15 protein-coding genes are annotated in these 18,237 nt (G+C 56.6%); 6 read left to right on the top strand and 9 right to left on the bottom strand.

All coding sequences use genetic code 11. From position 1 onward, the window contains the following. Positions 1-5: 5 nt before the first annotated feature. From bioC to bioD, 5 genes are read right to left on the bottom strand one after another with little or no spacing between them, the layout of a single operon-like run. The gene (gene bioC, locus FLT43_RS20185; RefSeq protein WP_087442849.1) at positions 6-920 is read right to left on the bottom strand and encodes a malonyl-ACP O-methyltransferase BioC; all 915 of its coding nucleotides are present in this window, start codon (positions 918-920) and stop codon (positions 6-8) included. Beyond that, positions 880-1,722, bottom strand: coding sequence for an alpha/beta fold hydrolase (locus FLT43_RS20180; protein ID WP_087442848.1), 843 nt, complete (start codon positions 1,720-1,722; stop codon positions 880-882). Before FLT43_RS20180 ends, bioC begins: the two co-directional genes overlap by 41 nt. Next, positions 1,719-2,963: an aminotransferase class I/II-fold pyridoxal phosphate-dependent enzyme gene (locus FLT43_RS20175; protein ID WP_087442847.1), complete on the bottom strand. Its 1,245-nt coding sequence runs from the start codon at positions 2,961-2,963 to the stop codon at positions 1,719-1,721. The genes FLT43_RS20180 and FLT43_RS20175 overlap by 4 nt, the downstream gene beginning before the upstream one ends. Continuing rightward, the gene (gene bioB, locus FLT43_RS20170; protein WP_373994917.1) at positions 2,963-3,973 is read right to left on the bottom strand and encodes a biotin synthase BioB; all 1,011 of its coding nucleotides are present in this window, start codon (positions 3,971-3,973) and stop codon (positions 2,963-2,965) included. The genes FLT43_RS20175 and bioB overlap by 1 nt, the downstream gene beginning before the upstream one ends. After that, complete coding sequence (bioD, locus tag FLT43_RS20165; RefSeq protein ID WP_244194212.1) at positions 3,970-4,770, bottom strand: dethiobiotin synthase; 801 nt, start codon at positions 4,768-4,770, stop codon at positions 3,970-3,972. The genes bioB and bioD overlap by 4 nt, the downstream gene beginning before the upstream one ends. A gap of 744 nt (positions 4,771-5,514) precedes the next feature. Here bioD and FLT43_RS20160 point away from each other — a divergent pair. The 6 genes from FLT43_RS20160 to FLT43_RS20130 all read left to right on the top strand — a co-directional run bounded on the left by FLT43_RS20160 (position 5,515) and on the right by FLT43_RS20130 (position 11,181). After that, the gene (locus tag FLT43_RS20160) at positions 5,515-6,738 is read left to right on the top strand and encodes an MBOAT family O-acyltransferase (protein WP_244194211.1); all 1,224 of its coding nucleotides are present in this window, start codon (positions 5,515-5,517) and stop codon (positions 6,736-6,738) included. A 45-nt stretch (positions 6,739-6,783) separates the two neighbouring features. Next, entirely contained in the window at positions 6,784-7,944 is a 1,161-nt protein-coding gene (locus tag FLT43_RS20155) for a hypothetical protein (protein ID WP_087442843.1), read from the top strand. Continuing rightward, the gene (locus tag FLT43_RS20150) at positions 7,925-8,110 is read left to right on the top strand and encodes a hypothetical protein (RefSeq protein ID WP_087442842.1); all 186 of its coding nucleotides are present in this window, start codon (positions 7,925-7,927) and stop codon (positions 8,108-8,110) included. Before FLT43_RS20155 ends, FLT43_RS20150 begins: the two co-directional genes overlap by 20 nt. Before the next feature lie 273 nt (positions 8,111-8,383). Further along, positions 8,384-9,010 (top strand): SGNH/GDSL hydrolase family protein, encoded by a 627-nt coding sequence (locus FLT43_RS20145; protein ID WP_087442841.1) that lies wholly within the window; start codon positions 8,384-8,386, stop codon positions 9,008-9,010. Positions 9,011-9,365: 355 nt separating this feature from the next. Beyond that, positions 9,366-9,950, top strand: a complete 585-nt coding sequence (locus tag FLT43_RS20135; RefSeq protein ID WP_087442840.1) for a TetR/AcrR family transcriptional regulator — start codon at positions 9,366-9,368, stop codon at positions 9,948-9,950. A 28-nt stretch (positions 9,951-9,978) separates the two neighbouring features. Beyond that, a complete protein-coding gene (locus FLT43_RS20130; protein WP_087442881.1) occupies positions 9,979-11,181 on the top strand; it encodes an MFS transporter in 1,203 nt (400 codons plus the stop codon). A 900-nt stretch (positions 11,182-12,081) separates the two neighbouring features. On the opposite strand, the gene ptsG is transcribed toward FLT43_RS20130, so the two are convergent. The 4 genes from ptsG to FLT43_RS20110 all read right to left on the bottom strand — a co-directional run bounded on the left by ptsG (position 12,082) and on the right by FLT43_RS20110 (position 18,202). Next, on the bottom strand, positions 12,082-13,671 hold the full coding sequence (ptsG, locus tag FLT43_RS20125; RefSeq protein ID WP_087442880.1) for a glucose-specific PTS transporter subunit IIBC: 1,590 nt from the start codon (positions 13,669-13,671) through the stop codon (positions 12,082-12,084). Between the two features lie 187 nt (positions 13,672-13,858). After that, a complete protein-coding gene (locus FLT43_RS20120) occupies positions 13,859-14,119 on the bottom strand; it encodes an HPr family phosphocarrier protein (protein WP_087442838.1) in 261 nt (86 codons plus the stop codon). 427 nt (positions 14,120-14,546) lie between these two features. Further along, entirely contained in the window at positions 14,547-15,557 is a 1,011-nt protein-coding gene (locus FLT43_RS20115) for a zinc-dependent alcohol dehydrogenase family protein (protein ID WP_087442879.1), read from the bottom strand. 71 nt (positions 15,558-15,628) lie between these two features. Then, positions 15,629-18,202: a beta-mannosidase gene (locus FLT43_RS20110; protein WP_087442837.1), complete on the bottom strand. Its 2,574-nt coding sequence runs from the start codon at positions 18,200-18,202 to the stop codon at positions 15,629-15,631. Positions 18,203-18,237: the final 35 nt, after the last annotated feature.

The following is an 18,237-nucleotide window of genomic DNA, read 5'->3' as shown; positions in this document are numbered from 1 at the left end:
GCGCTTCATACTCGCTCTCTCCGCAGCAGCGCGTAGACGAACGTATAGGTGGCCGGAATCTGGCCGTCCGGTCCTCCGAAGCGCTCTTGATACGCCTGTACCATGCGGCGGTACAGGGAGGGGCTCATGCCGGAGGCGCCTGATGCGCCCGCCGCCAGCGCATTGCCGGCCCCGATGCGGCGGACCTGGGCCAGCATCTCCGGTACGCTGCCGTACTCGCAGCGGCAGCTCGCTTCTTCCCAGAGCAGGAAGGGCCCGGCCGCGTCCCGCGCCCAGCCGTGCCAATCGGCCGCGGACGGATAAGCCTGCCCGCGCGGACGGAGCGCCCGGCCCTGCTCGGCGTCCGCCTGCCGGAACGCGGCATGCAGCTCATGCAGCGTTCCCGGCAGGAACGTGGCGAAGGCCAGCAGCCCGCCGGGACGGAGCAGCCGTACGAGCCGCCGCAGCGTCGCGGCCGGCGCGTTGAACCATTGGAAGGCGGCGCTCGAGACGATCAGGTCGAAGCCGCCTTCCGGCTGGGCGGCCGCCCACGCTTCGGCGTCGGCGGCTACCGCGCGCACCTGCCCGCCAGGGCAGCCGTGGCGGCGCAGCTTCCGCTCCGCTTGACGAAGCATGGCGGGCGCCAGATCGAGCAGCGTCAGCTCTGCCGCGGGATAGTGCGGACAGAGCTGCACCGCCAATCCGCCCGTGCCGCAGCCGATGTCGGCCATTCGCGCCGCAGGGCCCTGGTGATGCCGCCGCACCCGCTCCGCCAAGCCTGCGGCCATCACCTGCTGCACTTCCGCGTAGCCGTCATACTCTGCCGCATGTCTGCCGAACCGTTGGGCGACCAGCTTCTTATCGACCCCAGCCCCAGCGCCCGCATCGGCAAGCACCGGGTCACTCCCCGGCCAGGCCCCTAGCATCTGTCCTCGCTTCATACCACGTGCTCACCTCCTCTCGCCATGCCTCCGGATGCGACAGGAACGGCGCATGTCCCGCGTCCGGAATTACGGCGGTTCGGATCCCCGAACCGAATGATGCTTGCGCCCGGTCCATCGCGGTCCGCGGGCACACGCGATCGTTCGCGCCGTGCAGCCACAGCAAGCGCGGCCGCTCCGCCGCTGGTAGCGCGGCGATGCGCACCCAATGCGGGGCCAGATCCGCCTCCTGCAAATAGGCGAGCCCCGCATCCAGCCCGGCCGGCGTGAAGCCGGGAGCCGCGCCCAACTGCCGCCACAGCTTCTCCGCCAGCGGCGGCTTGCCGGGGTGGCTGGCAAGGCCCGCATCCAGCTGGCCGAGGAAAGCCAGCAGCGTCTCCTCCGGCGCCTGCGCCAGGCGGCGCCGCATGCGGGCCAGCACGCGCGGCGGCCAGCCCGCCAGGCCTGCCGCGTCGGCGAAGCGCAGCGTCGTGCCGATGAGCAGGGCGCTCTCGATCCGCGGCAGTCCCGCCCATTCGGCGCTCTCGGCAGCACGTCCGGCCAGCAGTTCGATCGCCAGCATGCCGCCAAGCGACCACCCGGCGATATGCCACAGGCCATCCGGCTCCTGACGGAGCGGAGCGCGCACCGCTTCCCGCAGATCATCCGCCGTCGCGCACGCAGCGAAGGACACGTACCGGTGCGCGAACATCGGCAAAGCCTCCGCAAGCGGCCGCCACACCTCGGCGCTCAGGCCCCAGCCGTGTATCCACAGCAGCTTCGCCCGCTGCGCCGGCCGGGGCCGCGCGAGCGCCCCGCTCATGGCCGCGCCTCCGCGGCCAGGCGCACGACCGCATCCGCCGCCTGCAGCAGGTCGGCGTCGCGGTGCGCCGGAGTCGGCGCGAAGCGGATACGCGCCGTCCCCTCGGGCACCGTCGGCGGGCGAATCGCCACTCCGGCGACGCCCGCATCCGCGAGCGCGGCGCTAAGCGCGACCGCGCGCTGATCCGTGCCGCACAGCACCGGCACGATATGGCTGTCGCCGGAGCCCGTGTCCAGGCCTCCGGCTTGCAGCCGCGCGCGGAACAGCGCCGCCTTGCGCATCAGCTCGGCGCGCGCGGAATCGGCAGCGCATACGTCGCGCAGCCGCTGCCGGATGAAGGCTGCCATAAGCGGGGGCAGCCCCGTATTATAAATGAGCGTCCGCGCCCGATTGACGAGGTAACGGACGACGATGTCCTCCGCGGCAACATAAGCGCCGACCGCGCCAAAGGCTTTCCCGAAGGTGCCCATGATGATATCCACCTTCGTATGCAGCCCGATCGCATGGCACAGCCCGCGTCCGCCGGGGCCGTACACGCCGCCGCTGTGCGCCTCGTCGACCATCAGCATCGCGCCGTAACGCTCCTTCAGCGCCACTAGATCGGCCAACGGCGCGACCGTTCCGTCCATGCTGAACACGGCGTCAGTCACGATCAGCATGCGCCCCTGCCGCGACAGGACGTCCGGTCCCCCGGAACGCCACTTCTTCAACGCCTTTTCGAGCCGATCCATATCCCGGTGCGGATAGCGGATATGCTGAGCCCGGCTCAGGATGATGCCGTCCGTGATGCTCGCATGATTCAGCCGATCGCTGAAGACGACGCCGTTCCGTTCGACCAGCGCCGGAATGACCCCGGCATTCGCCATGTAGCCGCTGCTGAACACGAGCGCCGCCTCCGTATGCTTGAAGGCGGCCAATTCCCGCTCCAGCGCGTCATGCTGCGGATCATGACCCGTAATGAGCCGGGAAGCCCCGGAGCCGATGCGCACGGCCGGCTCGCCGAGGCGGCGGCACTCGGCTGCAAGCCCGGACCAGCCAGCATCATCAAGCCATGGCTCGAAGCCGAGGTAATGATTCGAAGCGAGATGAAGCAGCCGCTTGCCGGCCCGCTCGATCCATCCGTGCTCCAGCCACACCGCCGGGTCCAGCTTGCGCACCCGTCCCGCCGCCTCCAAGGCGTCCAGTTCGGCGCGCATCCAATCCCAGCGCTCTGCAGTTCCCGCAGCCGACTTCGGCTTCATCACAGGACGCACCGCTCAACTTCGAAGCCGAGATCAGCGATCATCCGATGGTCGGCGGTCGCCTCTTGCCCATCCGTCGTCAAATAATCCCCGACGAACACCGAATTGGCCGCATAGAGCGCCAGCGGCTGCAGCGCGCCGAGGTTGACCTCCCGGCCGCCGGAAGCGCGGATCTCCTTCGTCGGGCAGACGAAGCGGAACATCGCCAGCGCCTTCAGGCACCGGCGCGGGTCCAGATCATGCAGATGACCGAGCGGCGTTCCCGGAATCGGGTTCAGGAAATTGACCGGGATCGAATCCGCATCCAGCTCCCGCAGCGAAAATGCCACGTCCACCAGTTGCTCGTCCGTCTCCCCCATCCCCATAATCACCCCGGAGCAAGGCGACATCCCCGCCGTCTTCGCGGTGTCAACCGTATGTACCCGATCGGCGTACGTATGGGTTGAGGTGATATGCGAATAATGATCCTCGCTCGTGTTCAAGTTGTGATTATAGCGATCGACGCCGGCCTGCTTCAGCCGGTTCGCCTGCTCCTGCGACAAAATGCCAAGGCAGGCGCAGATTTTCATCGGCATCGTTGCCTTGATCTCCTCCACGGCGGCGACCACCTGATCGAGCTCCCGCGGCGTCGGCCCGCGCCCGCTGGCCACAATGCAGTATGTTCCAGCCTGCATCTCCATCGCCTTGCGCGCACCGTCCACCAACACATCCTTTTCCAACATCGTATACTTCTCTATCGGCGCATCGGACACCCGGGACTGCGAGCAATACCCGCAATCTTCCGGACAGTGTCCGCTTTTTGCATTAATAATCAGATTCAGCTTCACCTTATTCCCATAAAAATGCCGCCGCACCCGATAAGCCGCATCCATGATCGCCAGCAGTTCGTTATCGTCCGCCCGCAGCACCGCCAGGGCTTCTTCCCGGCTTATTCCTTCGCCGGCTAACGCCTTATCCGCCAGCTTCCGCCAATCCGTCTGCCGCTCTTGCATTGTTTCGCTCATCATCATCGCTCCTTTTTTTCTCCCCATTCCCGGTCTTCCAACCACTGTGTCAGCCGGGAGAGACGCATGGTGCATTGCAGCCATCGCTTCCGCCACGCCGCCCAAGCGGACGGATCAACCGCCTGCATGCCTTGGGGCTGCGGCAACCATGGCATCAATCCCAATACGGGCACATTCGTCATCGCCTCGATCATGCGGACGTTCTCCTCAATCTCTTTCTCCGATGCCGCTTCCGGCGGACCGCTCAACACAACGGCGATATCGTCGATACCCCGTTGGCGGGCATAAGAGATGGCCGTTACCGTGTGACTGACCGTGCCCAATCCGGGGGCAGACACGAGCAGAAGGGGAAGTCCCAGCCCCTGCGCCAGATCCGCCATCGTCACCTCCCGCGTCAACGGGACGGCAATGCCGCCCGCTCCTTCTGCCAGCAGGAACGCATCAGACTCCAGCCGCCGGCGCCCTTCTTCCATCAGGGCTTCCGCAGCAAACCGAATCCCTTCCCGTTCATATGCCATCCAGGGCGCCAGAGGCTCGCGCAGCGTCCACGTCGCAATATCCTCCTCGGCGAGCTCAGACATTCCGCTGCCCATTCGCAGCCGGTAACTATCCGCATCCGGAGACCCTAACGCCACGCCGCTCTGCACCGGCTTCCAGAGGCTAACCCTACGCCTCCGAACCGAATGGAGATAAGCGGCAAGCCCTGAGGCAACGACCGTCTTCCCTACCTCAGTCCCAGTCGAGGACACAAACAGGCCTGCCGCATTCACCCGTTTAGGCAGTGGCAGTGTATCTGGCATCATTGCGCCCCCCTCTTCCGTAAACTGAAATTGTTTGATTATAAGTTAACGTTACAACGATTCATTTTACAAGATCGCCATGATGAGGACAATACTTTGTTAACCCTTAATTCAGTTATTGGGTTTACATATAGGGCAGGCTGGTACGAAGTCGCCCCTCTTCCGAACGCCTGCTCTTCATCCATACCTTTCAAGCCCTTGTACCACTATCCCCTCGAATCAGAAGTATGACAGTTCGCCATTTACCCCATTAAGTTCGTGGATAGCAACCGTTGTTACAATCCTGCTGACGCGTTACATTCCCCACGCTTCCCCGGCCTGACTCACTGGGATAACGATCAAAAGAGACAGCAGACAATACACTACCACTACCCGACTAACCCTGTTCACGTTCCTGCACATCCTTCCTGACTCATTGGGTTACTGTTCAAAAGAGACATTAGTGAATGAATAACAGGCCAAGAAACGTAGCACGCACGTCCTTTCTAATTCTTATGCAGCGCTTGAGCAATAGAAGAGTCCCAGCTCCTTTTTTGTTGGCAAAAAATTGCCGCCGTTGATTTCTGCAAACAATGCAAAACTTTCCGGCCGGTTCATGCATCTAATCATATGAAAGGTGAAAGTGAGTTTGCTGCCCAGGATTTTCATGTCGTTTTTTAAGAAAAAAATAAGGGGTCTTTATGAAGTTTCCATATGATTTAACTGCTGGATGTTGTAAGATGAACAAAGGTTTAAGAGATAGATAGTTTGGCAATTTGGATGGTGGGTACGGAAATTATGATTTATACGGATTGGTTTTATTGGCTGTTCGTGCTCGTGGCTGTCGTCACGTATCACCTTATGCCGCATCGTGTCAGACCCTGGGTTCTCTTTGCCGCAGGTGTCGCTTTTTACTACTATTATGCAGGTTCTTACCTGTTTCTGTTGCTTGCTGAGGTGGTCATCGCCATATTGGTCGTTACGGCCGCGGCGAAGTGGACCAAGCGGTGGATTTATCCCGCGGGCATTATCGGCGCCGTTCTCGTGCTTGGTTATTTCAAGTACACGAATATGATGCTGGATACGTTGCATGAGTTGTTTGCGTTTTTGCACCAGCCCTTCTTGCCGAAGGCGGAGCAGATTGTGCTGCCGCTCGGCATCTCTTACTTTACGTTCGAGCTGATTCATTATTTGGTCGAACGCAAGCGTGGTACTTTACCGGATCATCGGCCGGAAGGACTTTTGTCGTTTATCTTTTTCTTCCCGACGATGGTGGCCGGGCCAATCAAGCAGTTCCAGGTGTTCTATCCCCAGCTTACTGCGAAATTTCACATCGACCATGTGATGATCGGGGTAACCCGGATTGGATTCGGGTTGTTCAAAAAGCTCGTGCTGGCCGGTTCGATCGATTTGCTCGCGCAACCGGTATACTCGCAGGCCGGAATCGCCGGTTCGGACACGGCAACGCTCTGGATCTCGCTCGTCGCCTATACATTCGTCATTTATTTTGACTTTTCGGGGTATTCGGATATTGCTATCGGAACCGCGCGCTTGTTCGGCATTGTGGTGCCGGAGAACTTCCGCTTCCCTTACTTGGCCCGCAGCGTAGCCGAGTTCTGGAACCGTTGGCACATCTCGCTGGGCTCCTGGCTGACCCGCTATGTGTATTTCCCGCTCGGCGGAAGCCGCGTCCCTGCTCCCCGTGTCTATTTGAATCTGATGGCGACGATGACCGTCTCCGGCCTCTGGCACGGAGCCGCTTGGAATTTCGTCGTCTGGGGCATGTTCCATGGCGTGATGTTATGTATCCACCGCTTCTACGTGAAGCAAATCAAGCCTTCATTTAAGCCTGTACCGAAGTGGCTTAAGCCGGGAACGACAACCATCGCAATTTTGATTACGTTTTTTGGCGTCACGATCAGCCGAGTGTTCTTCATTCTGCCGATTGTGGACGGATGGGATTTGATGCTCCGGTTGCTTGGCTTGCGGTAGGATAACCGATTTTCGATTATTGATGGAATGGAAGTGTGAGGTATAATGGCTAACTTATTTCTGAACAAGACCGTGTCCGTCATGCTTATCTCCTTCGCCTTGGTAGGACTGCTCGGGTTAGGCAATGGGGCCGATCAAGTGGTCGAACAAATGAGACAAGAAGTCGTGACGCATGCAGAAAAGGAACTCCGCGTTCCAACCTATGATTCGATCGTCTATACGCCGTTATGGGTGGAATATTTGAAGGGGCAGCCGAATGACGGCAAAAAGGTCATCGGCATGTTCGGGCCTTCCACTGTCTTCGGCACGACGGTGAAGAAGGGGGAGAACACCTCGGCAGGCGTCCTCCAGGTTCACATGAAAGACAGCCGCGTGGTTAATCTGGGTATTGCCGGCGGAAGATTCACAGAGACGTACGCCCTGCTTGCCTCGATGATTGACAATGTCGACTATGTTGTCTATGAGATTAACTACGGCATCGCCGTCGTCTCGGATAATGAGCCGAATGTTATCGTCTATCCGTCGCTTGTCGAGAAGCTGGACCAAAATATCCCGCGCAGCTGGCTGGATGATTTCCCGGACAAGAACCGCCAGTCGCTGCCAAGCGATACTCATAATTGGGTCACGTCCCATTTCCTGAATAAGTGGACCCTCTATCATGATCGCGACGCGATCAGCTACCGGCTGTTCAAGACCCGTACGCCGACGGAGAAAATCCGCCGGGAAATCCAAAAGAAAGAGAATGAGAAAAAAGGGATAAAAGAAAGCTATACCCCGATGTATACCGCCTATGACAAATTGAAAGATGCCCAAAAGGAAGGCATCGACAAGCATTACAAAGAGCTTTATCGCTGGAATAAGCCTTTCGACAAGGATAACAGCTTCGGGTTGTTCATGATTGAAAAAACGCTGGATCTGTTGCAGGAGCATGACAAAAAGGCCGTGTTCTATTCAGCTCCGCTCGATAAAGAACATATTGCGAAGAAGAAGCTGTTCAACTGGAACGAGTATACCAAGGTGATGGGGGCTTATCAGAAGCTGATTGAGTCCAAAGGCTATCCGTATATCGAGTTCAATAAGGATAAGGACAATACGATCCCGCACGAATATTATCGCGATCCGGCCCACCTTATCGACAAAGGAAATAAAATGTTCGGCGAAATTTTGTATAAGAGGTTGAAGGATTATGGAATTACAACCCCGTAGTGCCAGATTAGCCAAAGCGAAAGGCCGCAGTCTTTCTCATCGCGTCGGACGGGCACTGATGATGGTAGGAGCGGCGCTCGGCGGAGCCATCGTCCTCATCGCCATCGTGCTCGGTATTTTGTTCTTCTCCGGCGAGACGCAGGAATTTATTTATATGAATTTCTAGTGTATATAAACATAACGGCATGCAGAGACTGGCTCCCGGTCTGGCATGCCGTTCTTTTTCCCTGCATGAGGCTGCGGAAGTCCAATGAACAAGCTACTTACTTGGGTTGGTACGCCGTGTTGGCCCTCGCGTTGGCACTTGCTTCCCCCCCCCATTGAGCCAACTTTCTTCGAATGATAAGCGTCCACACAACCAGTGGATGTTCGCCATATCATACCTATAAGATGCGATTAGGATTCGTCTGCATAATGAGGAGTAGGTGGGGAATTTCCTATGATCTATACAGCTCTTGGTGATTCGATTACTTTCGGAGAAAATGCCTCCTCTGCGGCAAAGGCTTATCCCCGATTGGCCGGATCGATGTCATGCCCTTACCGGGTATATGTTCTGGCGCGTCCCGGTTGGAGCGCCTATGATTTGTTGGATGCCGTGATATGGCAAGGGCCCTCCCTTATTCACCGTTCTGCCGTGGTCTCGGTGTGGATTGGAGGAGTGGATCTGGCGAATGCGGCGCTGTCTGCGCTTCGCAGCCGCCGACCATTGGCTGCCAAATTGATTCTAAGCCGTTATAAACGAACCTTGTACGCCATCCTGACTCACATCAAAAGGAGCAGCCATGCCCGGATTATTTGCTGCACGCAATATAATCCGTTTCCGAACAGCCCTATTTCCATCATGTCGATAGACCGGTTAAATTACGCGACCAAAGAAGTAGCGAAAAGCTGCGGCGCCACGATCGTACCGGTTCATACATGGTTTGAAGGAAAACAAGCCAATCTTATCTATGGATATCGAAGAGGAAAGCTGGAGGACGCATTGAGCGGGTTCCTGCCCATCCATCCCAATGATCAGGGGCACCGGCTTATTGCCACAGGGTTGGCCCCCTATCTTGCCGCCTAAATCAGCTTCCTGATAGCCCTCGTCTGCTTCGACGATAAAAGAGAGCGGAACGATGTTGTTCCGCTCTCTTTCTGTTGCCCCGGTGCCCGCGCTCCAAGTGGTCATCCGCTGTTCCAAGAATTGCACGATATGCTCGAATTTTTGAATCTCCCCCTCCACCACGTCAGCAATAACCTGACGCAACCACGCTTCATCCACGCCGCCCCCCCCTTTCTCTCTATACAACGAACCATCGACACGGAAATGTGACAGTGAATTATAAAAGAAATGTAAAATTTTTTAGATCGCGCTTGCTTCGATTAACTATATTTGTTAGTATAACTGACGAACGTTCGTTAATTTTGAGGTGATTCGATTGAAAAGCGAAGAAATTAAGGATGCGGCTTTGAAATATTTCACCCTACATGGTTATGAAGGGGCATCCTTATCTCTCATTGCGGAAGATGTCGGCATGAAAAAGCAATCGATCTACGCCCATTTTAAAGGAAAGGACGATCTTTTTCTGCAAGTGCTGCGGGATGCGAAGGAGACGGAGCTCTCTTCCAAGCTTCAATATTTTAGCAGCATAGGCTCCCAGCATCCCGAGAAAGCTTTATACGGGTTTCTGCAGCTAGTCATCGATCTTTTCCAAAAAGATGAGCGGTTAACGTTTTGGCTGCGCATGTCTTTTTTCCCCCCCGCTCATCTTGCCAAAGCGATCGAACAGGAAGTCATCGATATCGAAGAAAAGGTGCAGGCGATGCTGGAACGGAAATTTCAGGATTGGATCGATGAGAAGGCCATCGTCGAAGAGGCGGCAAAAACGCCGACCCTCGCCTTCCTGGGCGTCGTCGATTCCATTATGCTGGAGCTTGTGTACGGCGGCAATGATGAGCAGCGGCTGAAGGACAAATTGGAGGCCTCCTGGACCGTATTTTGGCGAGGAATAGCACATCCTTGATTTTGACAGAAAGAAAGTGGTTGATGATATGAAGAAAACAATCAAAGAACAAAAAGCAGTACTGCTTATTCTTCTCAGCAATATATTCATTGCCTTCCTGGGCATTGGCCTTGTTATCCCCGTCATGCCGTCTTTTATGAACATGATGCATTTATCAGGCAAAACGATGGGGTATCTGGTTGCCGTATTTGCCGTGGCCCAACTGCTGATGTCGCCATTTGCCGGACGCTGGGTTGACCGTGTCGGCCGCAAGAAGATCATCATCATCGGCTTATTCCTGTTCAGCGTATCCGAGCTCGTCTTCGGGCTGGCCGGGAATGCAACGATGCTGTATATCTCAAGGCTTCTGGGTGGAGTTAGCGCCGCCTTTATAACGCCGGGGGTTACGGCATATGTGGCGGATATTACCTCTATTCAGGAACGGCCCAAGGCGATGGGGTATGTCTCGGCCGCCATTAGCACCGGCTTTATTATCGGGCCCGGCATCGGCGGCTTTATCGCGGAATATGGCATACGCATGCCCTTCTTCTTTGCGGCGGGAATTGCCTTTTTCGCCTGCATTTTATCCGTGTTTATTTTAAAAGAACAGCTTACCAAGGAGCAGCTTGCCGAGATTTCCGCGAACGCAAAGCAAAGCAGCTTTCTTGCCGATATGAGAAAATCGCTTCACCCGCTCTACTGCATCGCATTTATTATCGTCTTTGTGCTCGCGTTCGGTTTATCGGCATACGAAACGGTCTTCAGCCTCTTTTCCGATCATAAATTCGGCTTTACGCCAAAAGATATTGCAATCATTATTACGGTTAGCTCCATTTTCGGCGTCGTCGTGCAAATCTTTATGTTCGGAAAAATGGTAGAAATACTCGGGGAAAAGAAACTGATTCAATTATGCTTGATTGCCGGGGCCATTTTGGCGGTGGTGTCCACCGTCATCTCCGGCTTTGGAATCGTGCTGGCGGTAACGTGCTTCATCTTCCTTGCCTTTGATCTGCTGCGGCCGGCTTTGACGACATTTCTGTCCAAAGCGGCCGGGAAAGAGCAGGGCTTCGTAGCCGGTATGAACTCAACCTATACGAGCTTGGGCAATATTGCCGGTCCGGCGATGGCCGGAATGCTGTTCGACGTTAACATTCATTATCCTTTTCTATTCTCGGCCGTCATTATGGTCATCGGCCTCGGCATTACCGTCTTGTGGAAAGAGAAGCAATTTGCAGAACACGACGCCGAGTAACATGATGTTCGTCCGATTGACTTTAGGGAGTGTCTCGCAGCCACTTCAAAATTATGGACATAACGAGTTAACAGAGAATGTTGATACGGGAAAAACGGCGGCGCGCAAACCTTTGGAAGATGGATGAAGCAGTGAAATGCTGCGTGGATGCATCAATTTCTGCTCTTTAAGCCGCTATTTGATGAAATTCCTGCAAAACCAGGCTGTTGGAAAACCCCTGTTTTTTTCGGAGGGGTGATTACCTAATCGAAACACGGCATTCAGAGCGTCATCGCCTTCTGGAGAGATCATCATCTCCTGGGGTTTTAACGTGTGGAGGGAATTGCTGCTATTTTACAGGAATTTCGGCTCAATGACTCCACATTTCGAGGAATTGCTGCACAGCTACATCATTTTAGGCCCTTTTGAGCTAAGTCGAAGAGAAACGGGTGAAATTGCTGCAGTTTTACAGGATTCCCTTTCTGGTGAAGTCGTCCCTACCGAATTGCTGTATTGGTGCAGGATTTTGCCTACTGAGTCAACGTGTCTTGCAAAACCGTGCAGTTTTCAGGCACTTCGATCAGATAAAATTTTACTACTGAGAGACAAGTCCTGATGAAGTGCCCAAAAATCCTTTGGACTTTCTCAACAGCCTGGAAAGTACATGATGTTCATCGATTTTTGTCTTTTATCGATTGGATATTCAGAAATTGATGCCGTTTTGCAGGATTCCCTGTAACGGAGTACACGTCATAAAGGAAAAGTGTATTTTTGCAGTTTTCGAAGAGTCGAGCTTTAAGCATTAAGGGGGCTGTCTCACTGTAGTGAAATACTACTTGCGGGAACCCCGCGCGCCTCCATCTCTTGAAAAAAAGAGAGCGGTGAAATACACCCGCTCTATATACATCCGTTCTATTCATTTTAATCTTGGATGCCGTCCGCACGCTTCCCGGACTCCTTGCCCTCCTCCGGTTCGGCTCCGTCCAGTTCCATATCCTCTTCCTTGATGATTTCATGAATTTGGTGCTTAATCGTCTCTGACCGTGTTCCGAAGATCGCCTGCACATTGTTGCCGACCTCCAGCACGCCCGAGGCGCCCAGTTCCTTCAGGCGCTCCTTATCCACATTGCTCTTATCCTTGACCTGCACGCGCAGACGCGTAATGCAGGCATCCAGGGATGCAATGTTGGCTTTGCCCCCCAGCGCCGTCAGGATACCGCGCGGCAATTCTCCCGCCGTCGCTTCCGGCTTGGCTGCAGCAGCAGGCGCGGCCGCTTCCCTTCCCGGCGTCCGGAGATTGAAGGTCCGGATAGCGAAGCGGAAGCCGAAGTAGTAGATGAGCGCCATCACCAATCCGACCAGGATGACGAGCCAATACGGCGTCCGGTTCTGCAGCACGCCGAACAGCAGGTAATCGATGAAGCCTCCGGAGAACGTCATTCCGATTTTGACGCCGAGCAGGTGCATCGTCAGGAAGGACAAGCCCGCGAACACGACATGCACGGCGAAGAGAAGCGGCGCCACAAACAGGAAGGAAAATTCCAACGGCTCCGTAATACCGGTCAGGAAGGACGTCAAGGCGGCCGATCCCATCAGCCCGGCTACAAGCTTCTTATTCTCCGGGCGCGCTTCATGATATATGGCTAGGGCAGCCGCTGGCAGACCGAACATCATGAATGGGTATTTCCCCGTCATGAACGTGCCCGCCGTCAATTCAACGCCGTCTTTAAGCTGGGCGAAGAAGATTTTCTGATCCCCCCGGATAAGATCGCCCGCCTTGCTCACATATTCCCCGAATTCGAACCAGAAGGGCGAATAAAAGATATGATGCAGCCCAAATGGAATCAGCGCCCGTTCGCAGATGCCAAAGATGAAGGCCGCCAGCGCGCGGTTCGAGTCGATGAGCGAGTGGGAGAATGCATTCAGGCCGTTCTGGATCGGCGGCCAGATGAACACCATCAGAATACCGATAACAAGCGAGGTGACGGCCGTAATAATCGGGACAAAGCGCTTGCCCGCAAAGAAGCCGAGATAGGAAGGCATCTCGATCTTGAAGAACCGCTTATACAGCATTGCCGCCGTAATACCTATAATAATACCGCCGAAGACGCCCGTCTGCAGGGTCGGCACGCCTTGAACGTTGGCATAGGCAAAGTCGGTCTGCACCATCTCCGGCGTCACACCCATCATCACTTTCATCGTCACGTTCATGACGAAATAACCGACGATGGCGGCAAGCCCCGCTACCCCCTCCCCTCCGGCGAGACCGATGGCGACCCCGACGGCGAATAGCAGGGACAGGTTGTCAAATACAATGCCCCCGGCTTGCTCCATCACGCTGGAGATAAGACTGATAGCGCCAGTGCCTAGCACCGGAAAACGCGCGATCAGATCCGGATTGCCCAGCGCGTTGCCGATTCCGAGCAGGATGCCGGCCGCCGGCAGAATGGCGACCGGCAGCATAAGCGCCTTGCCGACCTTTTGCAGAACGCCGAATATCGATTTAAATATGTTAAGCATGGAAGTCAACTCCTATCGATGTACAGATGAGCAAAGTGCATAAAAAAACCTATTGTTACCATTTCCAATCTATTCAGGCACTATGCATGCAAGCGGGTTTGCGTCCGGAACCGCCCCTCGCCATGATCCCGAATACCAAGCGCAGCTACGCGAAGAGCCCTGTAAATGGTTCCGGGCATTAATCGAGAACGGATTCCAGCACCGAGCCTACGGCTGCAATCGCCTGCCCGGCTTGGCCGCCTTCCGCCGACACCGTAACGAGGTCGCCGGCCTTCAGGCCGAGCGTCAACACGCCCGTGATGCTTTTTGCGCTTACTTTGCGGCCGTTGAACTCCAGCGACACTTGCGAATCCGGGAACTCGGCGGCTTTTTTCATAATGGCTCCCGCCGGACGCGCATGCACGCCTTGCGGACTTTTTATCGTAAATTGCTTTTCCATGATTGGCCTCCTCTTGGTTACACCCCTATTTTGTCATCAAGCCCGATTCATGCCTGAGCACGAGGGAATGATGAGAAGATCGTTTTCTATTCGCGCCAAGTCCAAACCTATCTTCCTCCTTGTAATATGTACTGATGATGCCTACCGTGCACAGCAGTCGCAGCACGGCTTGGGACCAATAACGGGACTCCCTGCCACGTCGTCTGCATAGCACAAACAAAAAAGGCATGAGCTAAAGCAATGCCAGTTCACGCAGTGAACGGCCGCTTAGCTCATGCCTAGTCGTACTAGTAACACGCTGCTTGCAGTGTAAATAACAACGCTTAATTTAACACGACCCTATACGGAATGCAAGCGTTGCCAGCCCCTGTTACCAAATTGACACAATCGGTAGAGGGATTATTGACGATTTATAGGAAATTTACCCCTATTCCTCCATGATGACCCCTTTGGAGACAGTCATCTCGCCGTACCGGGCCATGATGTCAGGCAGTTCATCCATGCGGAAGCGATGGCTGATCAGCGGCTCAATGCTTACGATATGCTGTGCGAGCAAAGCGATCGCCTCCTCGTGCGTGTACGGATTGATGAACGAGCCCATGATGCGCAGCTCCTTGCTGAACACCTCGAATGGCGACAGGCTGGCCCGCGCTTCTGGAGAAGCGACGCCGAAGAGCAGGACTTGGCCGCCCTTGCGGGCCGCCTCCAAGGCCAGCTCCACCGATTCCGGACGGCCGGCGCACTCGATCACGACATCGGCCTTGCTGCGCAGCTCGTCCGCTGCGCCCGCTTCCAGCGGCGAGACGACAGCTTCGGCGCCCAGCTCACGCAATAGTCTGTGCTTGTGCGCGGCCGGCTCGCAGACGGTAATATGCGCGACGCCCGCGGCCGCGACGAGCTGCAGGAACAACTGGCCGATGAAGCCGCCTCCGATAATCAGCACATGCTGATTCGCACGCAGCTCCAGCTTCTTGAATCCATGCAGCACGCAGCCAAGCGGCTCGGCCATCGCCCCTTCGACCCAGCTCACCTGCTCAGGCAGCTTGTAGCAGTTGGCCGCCGGCACAACGCAGTATTCGCCCATTCCGCCGTCCCTCGTCACCCCGACGGCCTGCAGCCGATCGCACAAGTGAGCGCGGCCGTTACGGCAATATTCGCACGCCCCGCAGTATATATTCGGGTCGACGGACACCCGGTCGCCCGGATGCAGATCCGCGACCGCCTCCCCCACGGAGTCGACGATGCCGGCCAGCTCATGGCCCAGCACAATCGGCGGCTTCACCTCCGCCGATCCCGGATGGCCGTGATAAATATGCTGGTCTGTGCCGCAAATGCCGCAGCAGACGACGCGAAGCCGAACCTCGTCCTTGCCGGGCAGGCGCTCCGCCCATTCCGTTACCTCCATCATTTTCGTTCCGCGCAACACTGCCGCTTTCATGCTCTTCATCCCTTTTCCCGTATGATTGTACTCTTCTCCATCCCGATGCCCTGCCCGCAGAGCAGAGCGTCCTATCTCCCGTCACCGTTCACGGCTTCCGGCGAATTCAAGGCGGTGACGCGCAGCGTCTCCCACGGAATCCGCTTGCCTTCCGCCTGCGAAACCCGAATCTCCTTCGCTCTCCCAGGCAGCAGATCGAAGAAGTTGTCGCTCACCCCAATCCAAGCTTCATCCAGCTCGATCTTCACCATGCGGGCCGCCCGATCCGTCTCGATGCGGATGACGCCAGCCTCCTCATCCACGCTGATCCGCAGCTGTGCCGGCTCGAAATGCATCTCCTTATAGTCACGCAAGTAGACATAGTTATCTTCCGTGGTGCCGCTTCCGGACGAGATGAGGCATACCACCTCCGCCGGATCCGCCCCGTTCGTCAGCTCCGCTTCGGACAGCGCATCCAGTTCCCTTTTGCCGTTCGGCTCCAGGCATACCTCATATTCGCGCTCATACAGCTTCATCCCATCCATCCGGTACACGGCCAGCCGGACCTGGTCTTCATAAGGCTCCAACCGGTCATTGAGCGCCCACAGATGCATCGCCCGGCCCGCATCGTGATCCGCCGTCAGCAGCACCGGCGCATAGAACTTCCGCGCGTAATGATATGCCGCCTTCGGCAGCCCGTAGTAGTCGATGACCGACCAGCTCGTGCCCGGCCAGCAGTCGTTCAGCTGCCAGAACAACGCGCCGCTTGTATCCGGCTTGCGGCGGCGGTAATGCTCAATGCCGTATTTCAGCCCTTCGGCCTGCGTCAGCATCGAATAATTGATGTACTCTTCCATATTCGTTGGGGCCCCGGTATACCCTTCCATCAGCAAGATGCCCTTCGGATGATGGATATCCTTGTTGCGGTACATCATCTCGTCGCTGCCCCAGTAGAATTGGCTCTCCGGGATGTTGCGCTGCAGCGTGTAGCGGTTCGAGGAGGCATGCATGCCGAATTCGCTGGCGAACTTCGTCGTGTCGCCCTTGAATTTTTTGAACGACAGCCCTTCGACGCTATAGTCCTGCAATTGCGGCTCGCCGAAGACCCGCGGCTCGATGTTGCCATGCCATACCTGCCAATTATGCGTATCGCCAATCTCGCGCGAATTGTGATCATTGCCCCCGTATGGCGAGCTCGGCCAGAATCGGCGCGTCGGATCGAGCGTCTCCAGCAGGGCCGGCATCAGCTCGTGGTAAATTTTCTCCCCATAGAACGGATGCGGGATCTCGCCGCTGGAATGCAGCGCTTCATACAGCCAGTCGTTCTCGTTATTGCCGCACCAGAGAGCGAGGCAAGTCCGGCTCCGCAGCCGCTTGACGACCTGCTCGATCTCCCGCCGGACGTTATCCATGAAGTTGCGGTTATAGTCCGGATAGAGCGCACAGGCGAACATGAAGTCCTGCCAGACAAGCAGCCCGAGCCGGTCACACTCCTCATAAAAAATATCCCGCTCATAGATGCCGCCGCCCCAGACGCGCAGCATGTTCATATTGGCCTCCTGCGCCAGACGGATATACCGCGAGTAACGTTCATCCGGCACCGCCGCAATGAAGCTGTCGATCGGAATCCAGTTCGCGCCCTTCGCGAACAGCTTCACCCCGTTGAGCACGAACGTGAACGCGTGCTGCCCTTCCTCGTCATGCAGCATCAAGTCCAACGTCCGGATGCCGAAGCGCTGCTGCCGCTCATCCACGGCATCGCCGCCGTTCCGCAGCGTCACTTCCAGCCTGTACAAATAGGGCTCGCCCAGATCATGCGTCCACCACAGGCGCGGATTCGGCACCCGGAGACGTGCGCTGCCGGACAGGCCATGCGCACAGATTGCGCCGTCCGGCATGAAGCCCAGGCCGCGATCAAGCACGAACGTCTGCCCCGCCACCTGTCTGCCTTCGGCGTCCAGCAGCGCCACTTCCGCAGTGCAGGCGCCGCGGCGGTCGAATACCCGGGCCTCGACCGCTACCTCGATCATCGCCTCGCCGTCCTTCACCTCAACCGTATGAGCGAACACATTGTCCACATACGCACGGCTCCGCTTCACCAGATGGACATCCTTCCAGATTCCCGCACAGACAAGCCGCGGCCCCCAGTCCCAGCCGTAGTGGCTTTGGTTCTTGCGCGTCCATATCCTTTTTTTGCTGAAGCCGGACCAATAATATTGCATCTTGCTCTTCACATGCAGGTGAACCGGATCCAGCTTGACCGCGAGGACATTCTTGCCCTTGATCAGCTCGCGCGTCACCTCGAACGAATGGCTGATGAACATATTGTCCGTCGAGCCCAATTCCACGCCGTTCAAATACACGGTCGCGAACGTATCAAGCCCTTCAAAGACAAGCTCCATCCGCTCCATGTCCTCCCGCTGCCCGTCCCAATGGAACGTCGTTCGGTACCACCACACCTTCTCCTCGACCCAGCGGCATGTCTGATCGTTATGTCCATAGAACGGATCCTCGATTATGCCCTTCTCGATCAGCGTCGTATGCACATCCCCCGGCACCTTCGCCGTCATCCAGAAATAATCGACATACTCAGGGGAAGCCACCTCCAAATCGCGTTCCTCGCCGACATTGAAATCGCGCAGCTTCCAATTCTCATTCAGTCTCATATCGCGCTCCTATCCAGAAGACGCCAAGACCTCCC

Origin of the sequence: Paenibacillus thiaminolyticus (assembly GCF_007066085.1) — a bacterium.
Taxonomy (GTDB): Bacteria; Bacillota; Bacilli; order Paenibacillales; family Paenibacillaceae; genus Paenibacillus_B; species Paenibacillus_B thiaminolyticus.
The sequence above is the reverse complement of the archived record's forward strand: the minus strand, read 5'-3'. Positions and strand labels throughout refer to the sequence as shown.